Annotated in this window: 14 protein-coding genes and 1 tRNA gene; 8 read left to right on the top strand and 7 right to left on the bottom strand. The window is 70.1% G+C overall.

Features of this window, described 5'->3' with window-relative positions:
* Nucleotides 1-72: 72 nt before the first annotated feature.
* The 3 genes from ACBR40_RS39105 to ACBR40_RS39095 are packed head-to-tail and all read left to right on the top strand — an operon-like array spanning nt 73 to nt 4,258.
* Nucleotides 73-1,491 carry an FtsK/SpoIIIE domain-containing protein gene (locus ACBR40_RS39105; RefSeq protein WP_371251957.1) on the top strand — a complete coding sequence of 473 codons (1,419 nt, stop codon included), beginning with the start codon at nt 73-75 and terminating at the stop codon, nt 1,489-1,491.
* Nucleotides 1,488-3,098: a replication initiator gene (locus ACBR40_RS39100; protein WP_371251956.1), complete on the top strand. Its 1,611-nt coding sequence runs from the start codon at nt 1,488-1,490 to the stop codon at nt 3,096-3,098. Before ACBR40_RS39105 ends, ACBR40_RS39100 begins: the two co-directional genes overlap by 4 nt.
* Entirely contained in the window at nt 3,098-4,258 is a 1,161-nt protein-coding gene (locus tag ACBR40_RS39095) for a tyrosine-type recombinase/integrase (protein ID WP_371251955.1), read from the top strand. The genes ACBR40_RS39100 and ACBR40_RS39095 overlap by 1 nt, the downstream gene beginning before the upstream one ends.
* Nucleotides 4,259-4,315: 57 nt before the next feature.
* Here the strand turns inward: ACBR40_RS39095 and ACBR40_RS39090 are convergent.
* From ACBR40_RS39090 to ACBR40_RS39060, 7 genes are all read right to left on the bottom strand, one after another.
* Nucleotides 4,316-4,390, bottom strand: a tRNA-Val gene (locus tag ACBR40_RS39090).
* A 17-nt stretch (nt 4,391-4,407) separates the two neighbouring features.
* On the bottom strand, nt 4,408-5,376 hold the full coding sequence (locus ACBR40_RS39085) for an ROK family protein (protein WP_371251954.1): 969 nt from the start codon (nt 5,374-5,376) through the stop codon (nt 4,408-4,410).
* A gap of 55 nt (nt 5,377-5,431) precedes the next feature.
* Nucleotides 5,432-5,752 (bottom strand): hypothetical protein, encoded by a 321-nt coding sequence (locus ACBR40_RS39080; protein WP_344212634.1) that lies wholly within the window; start codon nt 5,750-5,752, stop codon nt 5,432-5,434.
* Between the two features lie 62 nt (nt 5,753-5,814).
* Entirely contained in the window at nt 5,815-6,279 is a 465-nt protein-coding gene (locus tag ACBR40_RS39075) for a peroxiredoxin (protein WP_344212636.1), read from the bottom strand.
* A gap of 58 nt (nt 6,280-6,337) precedes the next feature.
* Nucleotides 6,338-6,766, bottom strand: a complete 429-nt coding sequence (locus ACBR40_RS39070) for a DUF3052 domain-containing protein (protein ID WP_329573581.1) — start codon at nt 6,764-6,766, stop codon at nt 6,338-6,340.
* 117 nt (nt 6,767-6,883) lie between these two features.
* On the bottom strand, nt 6,884-7,291 hold the full coding sequence (locus ACBR40_RS39065) for a secondary thiamine-phosphate synthase enzyme YjbQ (protein ID WP_344212639.1): 408 nt from the start codon (nt 7,289-7,291) through the stop codon (nt 6,884-6,886).
* Between the two features lie 9 nt (nt 7,292-7,300).
* Nucleotides 7,301-7,483: a DUF1918 domain-containing protein gene (locus ACBR40_RS39060; RefSeq protein WP_371251953.1), complete on the bottom strand. Its 183-nt coding sequence runs from the start codon at nt 7,481-7,483 to the stop codon at nt 7,301-7,303.
* A 119-nt stretch (nt 7,484-7,602) separates the two neighbouring features.
* On the opposite strand from ACBR40_RS39060, the gene ACBR40_RS39055 reads away from it, so the two are divergent.
* The 5 genes from ACBR40_RS39055 to ACBR40_RS39035 all read left to right on the top strand — a co-directional run.
* Entirely contained in the window at nt 7,603-9,123 is a 1,521-nt protein-coding gene (locus ACBR40_RS39055) for an ATP-binding protein (protein WP_371251952.1), read from the top strand.
* Nucleotides 9,120-9,776, top strand: a complete 657-nt coding sequence (locus ACBR40_RS39050; RefSeq protein WP_329573573.1) for a response regulator transcription factor — start codon at nt 9,120-9,122, stop codon at nt 9,774-9,776. Before ACBR40_RS39055 ends, ACBR40_RS39050 begins: the two co-directional genes overlap by 4 nt.
* 357 nt (nt 9,777-10,133) lie before the next feature.
* Nucleotides 10,134-12,881, top strand: a complete 2,748-nt coding sequence (aceE, locus tag ACBR40_RS39045; protein ID WP_344212646.1) for a pyruvate dehydrogenase (acetyl-transferring), homodimeric type — start codon at nt 10,134-10,136, stop codon at nt 12,879-12,881.
* A 173-nt stretch (nt 12,882-13,054) separates the two neighbouring features.
* Nucleotides 13,055-14,560 carry an alpha/beta hydrolase gene (locus ACBR40_RS39040; protein ID WP_344212648.1) on the top strand — a complete coding sequence of 502 codons (1,506 nt, stop codon included), beginning with the start codon at nt 13,055-13,057 and terminating at the stop codon, nt 14,558-14,560.
* Between the two features lie 10 nt (nt 14,561-14,570).
* On the top strand, nt 14,571-14,958 hold a 388-nt coding region (locus tag ACBR40_RS39035), incomplete at its 3' end, for a maleylpyruvate isomerase family mycothiol-dependent enzyme (RefSeq protein WP_371251951.1).

Below are 14,958 nucleotides of genomic sequence, written 5' to 3'. Positions count from 1 at the left end.
CCGCTGGAAGCGGCAACTTCCGGCGGCCCCTCGGTTCTCCCACGACTCCACATCACGAGAGGTTCCTAGCTTATGTTCAAGCGGCTGCCTGGAGACGAGGCGCGCAATCTTGTCTCCACCACGCCCGACACGGCCGGCGTCTTCCGCCCGGCCGTGCTCAAGACACCCGCCATCGTCACCTTCATCGTCTACGGCTGGCGCTTCCTGGCCGCCCTCGTCCGCACCACCTGGCGTCATCCCGTCGCGGTCGCCGTCCCGCTCGCCCTCGGCGTCGTCTGGAACGGCTACGGCTGGCCCGCTGCGGCATCCACGCTCGGCTTCGCCGTGCTGTCCCTGCTCGCCTGGGCCTGCACCGCGCCCGGCTCCTTCGCCCGGCTCGTCGGCTGGCGACTGCTGGCCTGGTGGCGGCTCATGTCCGTTTACCGCCGACACTGGCAGTCCGTCATGGACGTCTCCGGCCTGGCCAAGCGCGTCAACGGACACGTCTACATGCCGCGCCTGCTCCGCGTCACCTGTGACGGCTGGGCCGACCGGGTCACCGTCCGGATGCTCGGCGGCCAGGCGGTCAAGGACTGGACCGACCGCATCGACAATCTCGCCCAAGGCTTCGGCTCCGCTTCCTGCCGCATCGCGCTCCTCAAGGGCGGCAGGCTGCTGGTCACCTTCCCACGCACCGATCCACTCGCCGCACCCATGCCGGCACTGCCCATCCCCAACGAACCAACCGTGGGACCGGTCGAGATCGGCAAGCAGGAGGACGGCAAGCCACTCCGGCTCAAGGTGCACGGCACGCACGTCCTGATCGCGGGCGCGACCGGGGCCGGCAAGGGCTCCTTCCTCTGGGACACGATCCGCGGACTGCTCCCCGCTATGCGCGCAGGCCTGTGCGAGGTCTGGGCGCTCGATCCCAAGCTGATGGAGCTCTCCTTCGGGCGGGAGCTGTTCCAAGGCCGGTACGCCGCCGATCCGGCCGAGTGCGCCGACCTGCTGGACGAGGCGGTCAGCGTCATGCAGAAGCGCGCCACCCGCTTCGCCGGCCTCCAGCGCTCCCACACCCCGACCGTGGACGACCCGTTCGTCCTGGTGATCGTCGACGAGGTGGCGTTCCTGACCGCCTATCAGCCTGACCGTCAGCTCCGCCAGCGGACCTCCGCCGCCTTGGCCACGCTCGCCACGCAAGGCCGCTCGGTCGGCGTCGGCGTCATGGCCGCACTTCAGGACCCGCGCAAGGAGGTCATGAACATCCGCAACCTGTTCCCCGACAAGATCGCCCTGCGGCTGGACGAGTCCGAACAGGTGGACATGGTCCTCGGCGACGGCGCACGCGACCGGGGCGCCCTGGCCGATCACATCTCACCAGTGCCCGAGCTGGGCGCGGGCGTCGCCTATATGCGCCTGGAGACCTCGCCCGAACCGATCCGCGTCCGCGCCGCCTACGTCTCTGACAACGACATCCGCGCCATGGTCGCCTACCACGGGCAGGCCGCATGACTCATGCCCACGACCGCGCCCTTCCTCGGGCCGTCCGCCAGGCCATGCCGATGGCCCGGGATGTGCTCGTGGAGGTCGCCAAGCAGCACGGCGTCTGCATCAGGCCCATCCCACTCAAGCGTCTCGACACGCACACCGGTAAGTGGGAGATCATCGACGTCCCGTGCGGGGCCACCCTCGACAGCAAGTGCCCGCCGTGTGCCAAGCGCAACAAGCAGCTCCGTAAGGCTCAGTGCCGGGAGGGCTGGCACCTTGACGCCGAACCCGTCATCACGCCGAACCAGCCGGACGAGGAACAGCGCTGGCTGGTGGAGTTCCGCGCCGACGTCCACGCCCAGCGTGAGGCCGCCGAGAAGGCCGGCGATGACACTTCCGAGTTGGACGAGCTGATCAGCGGTCTGGACGAGGAGATCAACGCCGCCGGGATGCGCGGCAATGTCCTCGGTCGTACCGCCGCCAAGCGCTCCCGCTCCACCCGGCGGCGGCAGGATGCGCCGGACCTGCCCAAGCGCAAGATGGCTCACACCACCCTGGGACGCACCTTCCACGGCACGGACGGGAAGGTCTACCGGCCGTCGCTGTTTGTGACGCTCACCCTGCCCTCGTACGGCAAGGTTCGCGACGGCGTACCGATCGACCCGGACGTCTACGACTACCAGCGTGCCGCTCGGGACGCGCTGCACTTCTCCAAGCTCGTGGACCGGTTCGTGCAGAACCTGCGCCGCGTCGCGGGCTACGACGTGCAGTACTTCGCCTCAGTGGAACCTCAGAAGCGGCTCGCCCCGCACCTGCACATGGCCATCCGTGGAACGCTCCCGCGCGCGGAGCTCAAGCAGATCGCCGCCGCCACCTACCATCAGGTCTGGTGGCCACAGGCCGACGAAGTCGTTTTCGACGGCGCCCACATGCCCGTCTGGCAGGACGGCACCGGCTACCTGAACCCAGTCACCGGCGAAGTCCTGCCCACCTGGGACGAAGCCCTCGACGCGCTCGACGAGGACGCCGAACCGCTGCACGTCATCCGCTTCGGCGAACAGATCGACGTCCAAGGAGTCTTGGCCGGCACCCCAGACGCCGACCAGTGCATCCGCTACCTGTCCAAGTACCTCACCAAGTCCCTCGGCGACGCCCTCGACGGCGGCCAGGCCCAGCGCGAGCACGCCGCCCGCATGCTCGACGCTCTCCGCTACGAACCCTGCTCGCCCACCTGCCCGAACTGGCTCCGCTACGGCGTCCAGCCCAAGGGAGCCAAACCCGGCATGCAGCCCGGCCGCTGCCGTGGCAAGGCCCACAAGCCCGACCACCTCGGCTACGCCGGACGCCGCGTCCTGGTCTCCCGCAAGTGGTCCAACAAGACCCTCGCCGAGCACAAGCAGGACCGCCGTACCTGGGTCCTGGAGGCCCTCGGCCAGACCGACGAACCCACCGACCCGCACCGCTACATCTGGCGACCCGTCCCGGCCGGCGACGGCAACGTGCCACCCCTCACCGTTCGACTGCTCCGCTCCGTCCACGAACGCCAACGCTGGCGAGCCCACCTCAGAGAGCTGGAAGCCAGAGCAGCCGGACAAGACCTTTCGGCAATCGACCTAGGAAGGGCGGCCTGATGGCGAACAAGCCAGGAAAGCGGCGCTTCGGCAGCATCCGTCAACTCCCGTCCGGCAGGTTCCAGATCCGCTACCCCGGTCCCGACGGCAAGATCCGCGTGGGCGAGACCACCTATGCCCGCGAGCGCGACGCTGAAAGGGCTCTCTCGCTGATCGAGGCCAAGCTGGTCACGGGCGACTGGACCGACCCACAGCGCGCCAAGGTCAAGCTCGGCGACTACGCGGAGAAGTGGATCTCGGAACGCACGAACCTCCGCCCTCGAACCGTCGAGATCTACAGAGGGCTGCTCAAGCGCTACATCCGTCCCCAGCTCGGCGGCATGCCCATCGGCAAGGTGGACACGGCTGCCATCCGCGAGTGGCGGGTCCTGCTGCTCGGCAACGGCGTCGGCCAGTCCGAGGTGGCCAAGGCGTACCGTTTCCTGCGGGCCGTCCTCATTACGGCGGCAGACGACCAGATCATCCCGCGCAACCCGTGCCGCATCCGTGGGGCCGGCGAGGAGAAGCCGGAAGAGCGGCCGGTTCTCACCGTGGCGAAGGTGTTCGAGCTGGCCGGCCTCATGCCGGAACGCCTCCGCGCCCTGGTCCTCCTCGCCACCTTCGCCAGCCTGCGTTGGGGTGAGGTGGTGGCCCTGCGTCGGATGGACCTGGATCTCATCGCCCGGACCGTCAGCGTTCGGCAACAGCACGTCGAGCTCGACACGGGCGAACTCCTCGTCGGCCCGCCCAAGTCCCGCGCGGGGGTCCGTACGATCGCCGTCCCTGAAGCGATCATCGGGGCACTTCGCGAACACCTCGACCAGTTCACGGAACCAGAAGCCGACGCGCTGATCTTCACAGGCGCACGAGGCGGCATCCTCCGCCGCAGCAACTTCCGGCGCGCGGCCAAGTGGGACGTGAGCACAAAGAAGATCGGCTTTCCTGGCCTGCACTTCCACGATCTCCGACACACCGGCAACACGATCGCCGCCAGCTCCGGTGCGAGCCTCAAGGACCTCATGCAGCGGATGGGACATGACTCGGTCCGCGCCGCCCTGATCTACCAACACAGCACAGCGGAAGCCGACCGCAAGATCGCCGATTCCATCGACGACAAGATCAACCAGAGCAACCCGGACGACGACGATGGATCTTCAGGAGTGCCCGCCCGCGTGAGCTAATGGCACGTTAATGGCACGAAGCCCCGTTTCCATGATCGGAAACGGGGCTCTTTCTGCTGGTGGGCGGTACTGGGTTCGAACCAGTGACCCCTCGCTTGTAAGGCGAGTGCTCTACCGCTGAGCTAACCGCCCCTGATCGGCACTACACCTTACGACACCAAGGGGCCCGACCGCACATCCACGTCCCACCCGGGCCCCAGCTCCGGCCGGCCCGCGGCGCGCCAGCCCAGGAGGGCGGCGCCGAGCATGCCGGCGTCGACGCCCAGCGCGGCCGGGATCAGGGGCGGGGCGTCGCGGAAGGCCAGGCGCTTGAGCAGGCGCGTGCGTACGGGGTCGAACAGGGCCGGGCCGGCCTCGGCGAGGCCGCCCCCGAGGACGATGGCCGAGGGGTCCAGCAGCAGCGTGTACGTGGCCAGGGCGAGCGACAGCGCCTCCACGGCCTCGTCCCAGATCTCGATGGCGATCGGGTCGTCGGAGGTGACGACCTGTTCGGCCCTGACGCCTTCGAGGCCGGCCCGCTGGCTGTAGCGGCGGCCCACGGAGGCGGCCGACGCGTACGTCTCCAGGCAGCCGAACTGGCCGCAGGCGCACTGTTCGCCGTCAGGGAAGACCGGGGTGTGGCCGATCTCGCCGGCCCAGCCGGAGGAGCCGCCGTACGGCTCGCCGCGGATGACGGTGGCGCCGGCGATGCCGGTGCCGATGGGGAGGAAGAGGAAGTCGGCCACGTCGCGGCCGGCGCCGAGCACGCTCTCGGCGAGGCCGCCCGTACGGACGTCGTGGCCCAGCATGACCGGGATGTCCAGCGTGGTGAACGCCGAGGCGGGGACGTCCCGCCAGCCGAGGTTGGTCGCGTAGACGGCGGCGTGCTCGGTGACCAGGCCGGGCACGGCGAGGCCCACGCCGGCCGGCTCCCCGTCGCCCGCGGCGGCGAGGTGGCCGATGAAGTCGGAGATGGCGGCCACGACCGCGTCCCCGCCCTCGGTGCGCGGGGTGGGGCGCCGCTCGCTCAGCAGCACCTTGCCTGAGTCGCTGACCAGGCCGCCCTTCATGGACGTGCCACCCACGTCGAGCGCGACGACGAACGACGAGCTACTCGACGTACTACTCAATGCGGACACGGTAGGAGACGATAGCGCAGCTCATCCGACGGCGGTGAAGCCCCCCGGCGGGAGGTCAGGCGCGGCCGAGCACGCGGTTGAGCGCGGCCTCCACCTCCGCCGACAGCCCCGGCGGCGTCTCCATCGCGGGCGGCCGGCCCGGCGTGCCGCCGGAGCGGGCCATCCAGACGGCTCCGCAGGACCGGCACTCCACCTCGCCGAGCCGGCAGATGAGCGCCGTGGACCGGCAGGTGCCGCAGTGGTCCAGGTCGAGGTCGTGCAGGCGTTGACAGTCCGGGCAGATCAGCACCTGGGACTCCGCGCGCACCCCGCGCTGCCACGGGCTGGAGCCGCGGACCGGGTCCGTCTGCCGGGCCCCGCAGCGGTAGCAGGGCATCGTTGCCTCCGAAGTGAGTGCCGGGGTCGGGATCAGTGCCAGTGTCGATGTCGGTGTCAGGGTCAGTGGATGTCGGCGAGCGCCTTGACGTAGTCGGCGACGTCGCGCGCGGCGGAGATCGGGTTGATCACCGACCAGCGGATCACGCCCTCGCCGTCGATGATGAAGGTGCCCCTGCGTGCGAGCCCCTTCGCATCGTCGAACACACCGTACGCCTGCGCGACCTGTCCGTGTGGCCAGAAATCGGAGAGCAGCGAGAAGGGATAACCCTCGCGATCCGCCCAGGCGCGGAGGGTGAAGACGGAGTCGACCGAGACCGTCAGCACCCGTACGTCGTCGCCGAACGCCGTGTCGCGCAGCGCGTCCAGCTCGCTGCCGCAGATGCCGCTGAAGGCAAGCGGATAGAAGACCAGCACGACCTTGCGGCCCCTGAGCCGGGACAGGCGCACCGGAGCGCCGTGCTGGTCCTGCAGCTCGAAGTCCGGAGCCGGGGCGCCGACCTCGACAGGATGTGCGTTCACGCCCATATCCTGCCGCATGGCGGACGCCGTGACTCCCTGGGTGGTCGAAGCTCTCTGCGGGTCCTTACCTCCGGCCCTTGGGCGTCACGAGCCGGGTGCCGGACCAGTCGGGTGCCGCCGAGATGCTGCTGGTCTGCGACAGGCCCGCGGTGGCGGCGTCCTCTCCGATGTCGCTCGGCTCCACATGGCCCTCGCGTCCGGACTTAGGGGTGAGCAGCCAGATCTGGCCGCCCTCGGCGAGTGCACGCATGGCGTTGGTCAGCGTGTCGAACAGATCGCCGTCGCCGTCGCGCCACCACAGCAGCACCACGTCCACGACCTCGTCGCTTTCCTCGTCCAGCAGCTCGGTGCCGGTCAGGTTCTCGATGGAGTCGCGAAGATCGTCGTCGACGTCCTCGTCCCAGCCGATCTCCTGCACCACCTGACCCGGCTTGAGGCCGAGTCGTTCGGCCAGGCCGCGCTCGCCCTGCGCCTGACCCGCGGTCGCGCTCACGTTTATCCCTCCTGCTTGAGTGGCCCCGCTTATGCGGTTTATCGCTTCGGGACAGTCCACACGCTGTGACCCTCAGTCGTCAACGGTCGCCACGGGTACGGCCGTACTCGGCCAGATTCAATGCGACAAAAACGACAGGCGAACCTGGCGTTGCGCGTTGTCGACGTTCAGGTCCACGACGGCGATGGACTGCCACGTGCCGAGCGCCAACTGCCCGCCGAGCACCGGTACGGTCGCGTACGGCGGAATCAGCGCGGGCATGACGTGCGACCTGCCGTGACCGCGTGAGCCGTGCCGATGACGCCATCGGTCGTCGGCCGGCAGCAGCTCCCGCAGCGCCGCGAGCAGGTCGTCGTCGCTGCCGGAGCCCAGCTCCAGCAGGGCGACCCCCGCGGTGGCGTGCGGCACGAATATGTGCAACAGGCCGTCTTCGCCCTGACCGCGTACGAATTCGGCGCACTGGCCGGTGATGTCGTGCACGGTCTCTCGCGAACCTGTGGCCACAGAGATGATTTCTGATCTCACGAGCTGATCTTACGTAGACACATCGACGGCATCAGGGCCGGCGAACACCGGCCCGCCGTGCCCGTCGCCGGAGCGCGCCACGCGGTGCGGCTCTCCGTACGAGCCCTGAACCTCCCTGATGACGCGGCTCCTGTCCTTTTCCTCCACGCCGTCGGCGTGGGCCAGGAGACGGTCTCCTGCCGTTGCCTTCATACCTCCCACACTGGGCCCCGGAAAGCCGGACGAAAAGACCATTTCCCTAGAACGAACGATTTTTACCTCCCTCTCCTGGGGGAGGACCCGGGCCTGACCCGGGCGTTACGCTGCGAAAGGTGTGGGGTTCCGGGCTGCGCGGGCGGATGGCGGCCTCGTACGTGCTGGTCACGACCACCGCCGTGTTCCTGGTCGAGGCCGTGATCGCGGCGACGTTCCTGATCCCGCAGGCCAACGCCTCCGACCTCGCGGAGGTGCTGCGGGAGCAGGCGTCGAGCGACGCGCAGGCGATCGGCCTGGAGGTGACGCGGCTGAGCGGCCCCGCCCCCGTCCGCAGGGAGATCACCATTCCCGATATTCCCGATATTCCGGACGTCCCGGGCGAGGCCGTGAGAAGAGCCGGCGCGGACGGCCGCGAGCTGCTGCGGGCGGCCGTGGCGGCAGCCGGGGGACGTACGGTCGCGGGCGGCGCCCGGCCGCACGCCGAGCCGGGCCTCGCCATGCTGGAGACCGTCGTGGACGTGAACGGTGTGATCCTGGCGGCCAGCGCCCCCGGCATCCACCGCCTCGGCGCCAAGCTGGACGTGCCGCTGCCGCCGCTCGGCCGGGAGAACGCGGGCGGCGGCCGCACCGTGACGGGGCGGACGGTCTGGCACGTCAGCCCCGTCCTGCGCAAGGAGCCGGTGGGGCCGCACGGGTTCGAGGTGATCGGGTACGTGCACGTCCAGGCCCCCGCCGACGCCGAGGTCGCGTCCGTGCCGAGCCTCACGCCCATGATCGTCCCGACGCTGCTGGTGCTGGGCCTGGTGCTTCCGGTGGGGCTGGTGTTCGGGCTGCTGAGCACCCGGCGGCTGATCGGCCGCCTGCGCCGGCTGGCCGCGGTCACGACGGCGGTGGCGGCGGGCGACTTCCGGCCCCGGGTCGAGGTCTCGGGCTCGGACGAGGTGAGCACGCTGGAGCAGTCGTTCAACGTCATGACCGACCGGCTCGGCGCGGCGGTCGAGTCGGCCAGCCTCACCGCGCGCACCGAGGCCAGGCAGGCCGAGCGCGGCAGGATCGCGCGGGAGCTGCACGACTCCATCTCCCAGGACCTGTTCTCGCTGAGCCTGCTGGCCGCGGGCATGCGCAGGGCGGCTCCCGAGGGGCTGCGCGGTCAGGCGGAGGCGATGGAGCGGACCTCCGCCCGCGCGATGCGCGAGATGCAGGCGCTGCTGCTGGAGCTGCGGCCGGTGGCGCTGGAGGACGCCGGGCTGGTGCCCGCACTGGAGGAGCTGTGCCGGGCGTACGAGACCAGGCTCGGCGTACGGGTCGAGGCGGTGCTGGAGGAGGTCGCGCTGGAGGCGGCGGCCGAGCACGCGGTGCTGCGGCTGGTCCAGGAGGCGCTCGGCAACGCGGTCAAGCACGCCGCCCCCTCCCGGGTGGAGGTGCGGCTGGGCCGGGGCGCGGGCGGCGCGGTCACCGTCTCGGTGTCGGACGACGGCTCGGGCTTCGACCCGGCGGACGTGGCCGGGCGGCACGGGATGGGGCTGACGCTGATGCGCGAGCGGGTGACGGAGCTCGGCGGCCGTCTCGACGTCCGCAGCGACGGCGACGGGACGACGGTGACGGCGACGATAGCCGGGGCGGTGAGCCACGCGTGAGCGTCCGGGTGCTGATCGTGGACGACCACGAGGTGGTCAGGCAGGGCCTGCGCTTCGTCCTGGAGCAGGAGGACGGGATCGAGGTCGTGGGCGAGGCGGGCGACGGCGAGGCCGCCCTGCGGGCCGTACGCGCCCTGCGGCCGGACGTGATGCTCCTCGACCTCGTCATGCCCGGCATGGACGGGCTGCGGGCTCTGGAGGCCCTCAGGGAGGCCGGCGACGGCCCGGCGCCCGCGGTCATCGTGCTGACGTCCTTCCAGGAGGAGGACCGGGTGGTGGAGGCGGTGCGGCTCGGCGCGCTGTCGTATTTGTCGAAGACGAGCGCGGTGGACCGGGTCGTCGAGGCGGTCCGGGCGGCGGCGCGCGGCGGCAGCGTGCTGGAGCCGGGCATCGCGGCGCTGCTGGTCCGCCAGGTGCGGCGCGCCGAGCGTCCCCGCCCGCTCGACACGCTCACGCCGAGGGAGCGGGACGTGCTGGCCGCGCTGGCCCGCGGCCGCTCGAACGCCGAGATCGCCCGCGACCTGCGCATGGGAAGGGAGACGGTCAAGTCGCATGTCAGCAGCATCCTCGCCAAGCTCGGCGTGTCGGACCGCACCCAGGCCGCCATTTACGCCCTCCAGCAGGGGCTCGTGCCGCTCGACGAGGCTCTTTGACGGCCCGGCGAGGAGCCCGGCGGCGGCCTGCGGGAGTCGTGACCGCTAGACTCGGCCGGCCGCCCGGTGACGGCCCTGTCCCCTGAGGGAAGGGCGGGCGCGGCGGGCAGGGCCCCGTGGAGCAGGACCGGGACACGCGAGCGAAATTTCGTTCATTTTGCTGTCTTGTTAAAATGCTCCTGGGATGTAACCTTTGACTGCGAATCGTCCTACCATCGGTGGTCTAGGCCATCGGAGAGGTCCCTGCCAGCAGGGACACGCTGGTTACCGGCCAGTAGAGATGCGTTTTCTACGGCTAGAGACCAGGATGGAAGACGACCAGACCAGACATCAGTCATTCTCGGAAGGCGAGACCCAGTGGCTTCCGGACGCCAGCGATTCTCGATCATCAGCGACGGCCTACCCAGCCAGCTGCCTGATGTCGACCCCAGTGAGACCAACGAGTGGCTCGAGTCTCTCGACAACGTCGTCAAGACCGAAGGCCGCACCAGAGCCCGCTACCTGATGCTGCGCATGCTGGAGCGGGCCCGCGAGCACCAGGTCGGCGTGCCGGGCCTGCGGAGCACCGACTACATCAACACCATCCCGCCGGAGCGCGAGCCCTGGTTCCCCGGTGACGAGCACGTCGAGCGCCGCATCCGCGCCTACATCCGCTGGAACGCGGCGGTCATGGTGTCCCGGGCCAACGCCCGCACCAACGTCGGCGGTCACATCGCGACCTACGCCTCCGCCGCGTCGCTCTACGAGGTGGGCTTCAACCACTTCTTCCGCGGCAAGGACCACGGCGAGTCGGGCGACCAGGTCTTCTTCCAGGGCCACGCCGCGCCGGGCATCTACGCCCGCGCCTACCTGGAGGGCCGGCTCAACGAGGCGCAGCTCGACGCGTTCCGCCAGGAGCTCTCGCACGGTTTCCACGGGCTGCCCTCCTACCCGCACCCGCGGCTCATGCCCGACTTCTGGGAGTTCCCGACCGTCTCCATGGGTCTCGGCCCGATCGGCGCGATCTACCAGGCGCGGTTCAACCGCTACCTGCTCAACCGCCAGATCAAGGACACCAGCCGCAGCCACGTGTGGGCCTTCCTCGGTGACGGCGAGATGGACGAGCCCGAGTCGCTCGGCGCCATCGGCGTGGCCGCCCGTGAGGAGCTGGACAACCTCACGTTCGTCATCAACTGCAACCTGCAGCGGCTCGACGGCCCCGTACGCGGCAACGGCAAGATCATCCAGGAGCTGGAGTCCTACTTCCGCGGCGCCGGCTGGAACGTCATCAAGGTCGTCTGGGGCCGCGACTGGGACCCGCTGCTCGCCGCCGACGTCGACGGCGTGCTGGTCAACCAGATGAACACCACGCCCGACGGACAGTTCCAGACCTACTCGGTCGAGTCGGGCGCCTACATCCGCGACAACTTCTTCGGCTCCGACCCGCGCCTGCGCAAGATGGTCGAGCACCTGTCCGACGACGACATCCGCAAGCTGTCGCGCGGCGGCCACGACTACCGCAAGGTCTACGCGGCCTTCAAGGCGGCCCGCGAGCACGTCGGCCAGCCGACCGTGATCCTCGCCCAGACCATCAAGGGCTGGACCCTCGGCAAGGACTTCGAGGCGCGCAACGCCACGCACCAGATGAAGAAGCTCACCAAGGCCGAGCTCAAGGAGTTCAGGGACCGGCTCTACCTGCCGATCCCCGACTCGGCGCTGGAAGGCGACCTGCCGCCCTACTTCCACCCGGGCGAGAACGACGAAGAGATCCAGTACATGAAGGAGCGCCGGGCGGCGCTCGGCGGCGTGCTGCCCAAGCGGGTCCAGCGGGCCAAGCCGATCAAGCTGCCCGGCGACGAGGTCTACAAGAGCTTCGGCAAGGGCTCGGGCAAGCAGCAGGTGGCCACCACCATGGCCTTCGTCCGGCTGCTCAAGGACCTCATGCGCGACAAGGAGATCGGCCACCGGTTCGTGCCGATCATCCCCGACGAGGCGCGCACGTTCGGCATGGACGCCATGTTCCCGTCGGCGAAGATCTACTCGCCGCACGGCCAGACGTACGAGGCCGTCGACAGGGAGCTGCTGCTGTCGTACAAGGAGGCCGTGCAGGGCCAGATCCTGCACGAGGGCATCAGCGAGTCGGGCTCGATGGCCTCGGCGATCGCCGCCGGCACCTCCTACGCCACGCACGGCGAGCACATGATCCCGATCTACATCTTCTACTCGATGTTCGGCTGGCAGCGGACCGGCGACCAGATGTGGCAGATGGCCGACCAGATGACGCGCGGCTTCCTGCTGGGCGCCACGGCCGGCCGCACCACGCTCAACGGTGAGGGCCTGCAGCACGAGGACGGCCACACGCCGCTCATCGCCTCCACCAACCCGGCCGCGATCTCCTACGACCCGTCCTGGGCGTTCGAGGTGGCCCACATCGTCAAGGACGGCCTGCGTCGCATGTACGGCGACCAGCCGGAGGACGTCTTCTACTACCTGACCGTCTACAACGAGCCCTACCTGCAGCCCGCCGAGCCGGCCAACCTCGACGTGCAGGGCCTGCTCAAGGGCCTCTACAAGTTCGCCGACGGGCCGCAGACGCAGGGCCCGAAGGCCAACATCCTGTGCTCGGGCGTGGCGGGCCCGTGGGCGATGGAGGCGCAGCGCCTGCTCGCCGAGGACTGGGGCGTCTCCGCCGACGTGTGGTCGGCCACGTCCTGGTCGGAGCTGCGCCGCGAGGCGCTGGCCTGCGAGGAGCACAACCTGCTCAACCCGGAGGCCGAGCAGCGCGTCCCCTACGTCACCCAGGCGCTGTCCGGCGCCCAGGGGCCGTTCGTGGGCGTCAGCGACTACATGAAGGCCGTCCAGGACCAGATCGCGCAGTGGGTGCCGGGTGACTGGTCCTCGCTGGGCACCGACGGGTTCGGCCTGTCCGACACGCGCTCGGCGCTGCGCCGCCACTTCCACGTGGACGCGGCCTCGATCACGCTGGCGGTGCTGACGCAGCTCGTACGCCGCAAGGAGCTCGACGGCGAGGTGCTGCGCGAGGCCATCGCCCGCTACCACCTCAAGAACGGCGTCACCGAGGCCGGCGGCGCGGAGAGCAACGACACCCAGTCGATGGGCGTCTGACACATCCATCAGGGACGCTCCCGCGAATGTCCTCGCGGGGGCGTCCCCGTGTTCGGGGGACGGGCGGGTGAGGCGGCACGTTAGGAGGGGTACGGGCCGCCTCACCCACGTTTGGTGCGAGGTCGCGTATTGTGGGCACTCTTCCCCCGAGTAGACGAGGGGAAGTTTGTGCCATGCGAGGTGTCCTAGCCGTCGCCCTGCTCGTCGGGGCAGTCGGTTGTTCCGCCGTTCCGGCCGAGCCCGCCGCACAGTCCGTCCCAGGGCTTCAGAGCAGCGCCGACCAGGTCGAATGGGGCCCGTGCACCGACATCAAGCGCCCTGACGGCGCGCCACCGGCCCGTCAGGACAGCTCGGTGCGGTGCGGCAAGCTCGCGGTGCCGCTCGACTACGACAAACCGGACGGCGAGAAGATCCAGCTGGCGCTGATCAAGATGCCGGCCACCGGGCAGCGGCTCGGCTCGATGGTGTTCAACTTCGGCGGCCCTGGAGCCTCCGGGGTGGACACGCTGGACCAGGCGGGCAAGGCGCTCGCCCCGCTGCGCACCCGCTACGACCTGGTCAGCTTCGACCCGCGCGGGGTCGAGCGCAGCTCCGGCGTGCGGTGCGGCAACGGCGCCGAGATGGACCGGTTCACCGCCCTCGACACGCTGCCGCCCAACGACCAGACGCACCGCGAGGGCGAGCAGATGAACAAGCAGTTCGCCGCGCTGTGCCAGAAGAACTCCGGCAAGATCCTGCCCTACGTCGGCACCGTGAACGCCGCCCGCGACATGGACCGCATCCGCGCCGCCGTCGGCGACCCGAAGCTCAACTACGTCGGCATGTCGTACGGCACCCAGCTCGGCGCCGTCTACGCCACCCTGTTCCCCAAGAACGTGGGCCGCATGGTGCTGGACGCGCCGCTCGACCCGACGATCACCTTCGAGCAGCGCACGGTCGCCCAGACGCGCGGCTTCCAGCACGCCTACGACAGCTTCCTGAAGGCGTGCGTGAAGGACGGCTCGTGCGCGGTCGGCAAGGACGTCGCGACGGCCAACACCAACGTCGAGAACCTCATGAACGAGCTGACCGCCAAGCCCATCAAGGTCAGGGACCGCGAGCTCACCCAGGGGCTAGCCTCGACGGGCGTGGCGGCCGCGCTGTACTCCGAGCTGACCTGGCCGTTCCTGGAGCAGGCGCTCGGCGAGGCGCTCCAGGGGCACGGCGAGGCCCTGCTCTACCTGGCCGACACCTACACCGGGCGGTCCACCGACGGCAGCTACTCGACGCAGATGACCAGCTTCCCCGCCATCACCTGCGTGGACACCGCCGAACGGCCGAGCGAGGCCGACCTGCGGCGCACCGAGCAGCAGGCGCTGCAGATCTCGCCGCTGTTCGGGAGCGAGGGCTCCGGCGGGCTGTGCCGGGTGTGGCCGGTCAAGGGCAGCGACCAGGCGCGGCACGTGGACGCGACCGGCTCGGCGCCGATCGTGGTGGTCGGCGGCAAGGGCGACCCTGCCACGCCGTACGAGTGGGCGCCCAAGCTGACGGCCCAGCTCAAGACCGCGACGCTGGTGACGTACGAGGGCGAGGGGCACGGCGCCTACCTGTCGGGCAGCAAGTGCATCCGGGCGCTCGTCGACAGTTACCTCATCAACGGAAAAGTGCCGCAGAAGGGCGCCACCTGCCCGGCGGCCTAGTCTGGTGCGGGTGAACTACGAGCCGCTGATCGAGCAGGAGACCGAACGCCTGGCGGAGCTCACGGAGCTCGCCGGTGACCTGTCCGCGCCCGTACCCTCCTGCCCGGGGTGGACGATGGCCGAGCTGGTCACGCACGTCGGCCAGACGCACCGCTGGGCGGCGCACGTGCTGCGCGACCGGGTGCAGGAGCGCATCTGGTCGCGCCAGGTGCCGAGCGGGCTGCCCGAGGGGCGTAGCGGGGACGCCGGATGGCTGCGGGCCGGTGCGGCCGAGCTGGTGCGCACGCTGCGCGAGACGGACCCGGACACGCCGGTCTGGACCTGGGGCCCGGACCGGCGGGCGGCCTGGTGGCCGCGGCGGATGGCGTACGAGCTGGTCGTGCACCGGGTCGAGGCCC

Source organism: Nonomuraea sp. AD125B (genome assembly GCF_041402765.1).
GTDB lineage: Bacteria > Actinomycetota > Actinomycetes > Streptosporangiales > Streptosporangiaceae > Nonomuraea > Nonomuraea bangladeshensis.
Note: the sequence above shows the minus strand (reverse complement) of the source record. Positions and strands in the feature narration are given on the sequence as shown.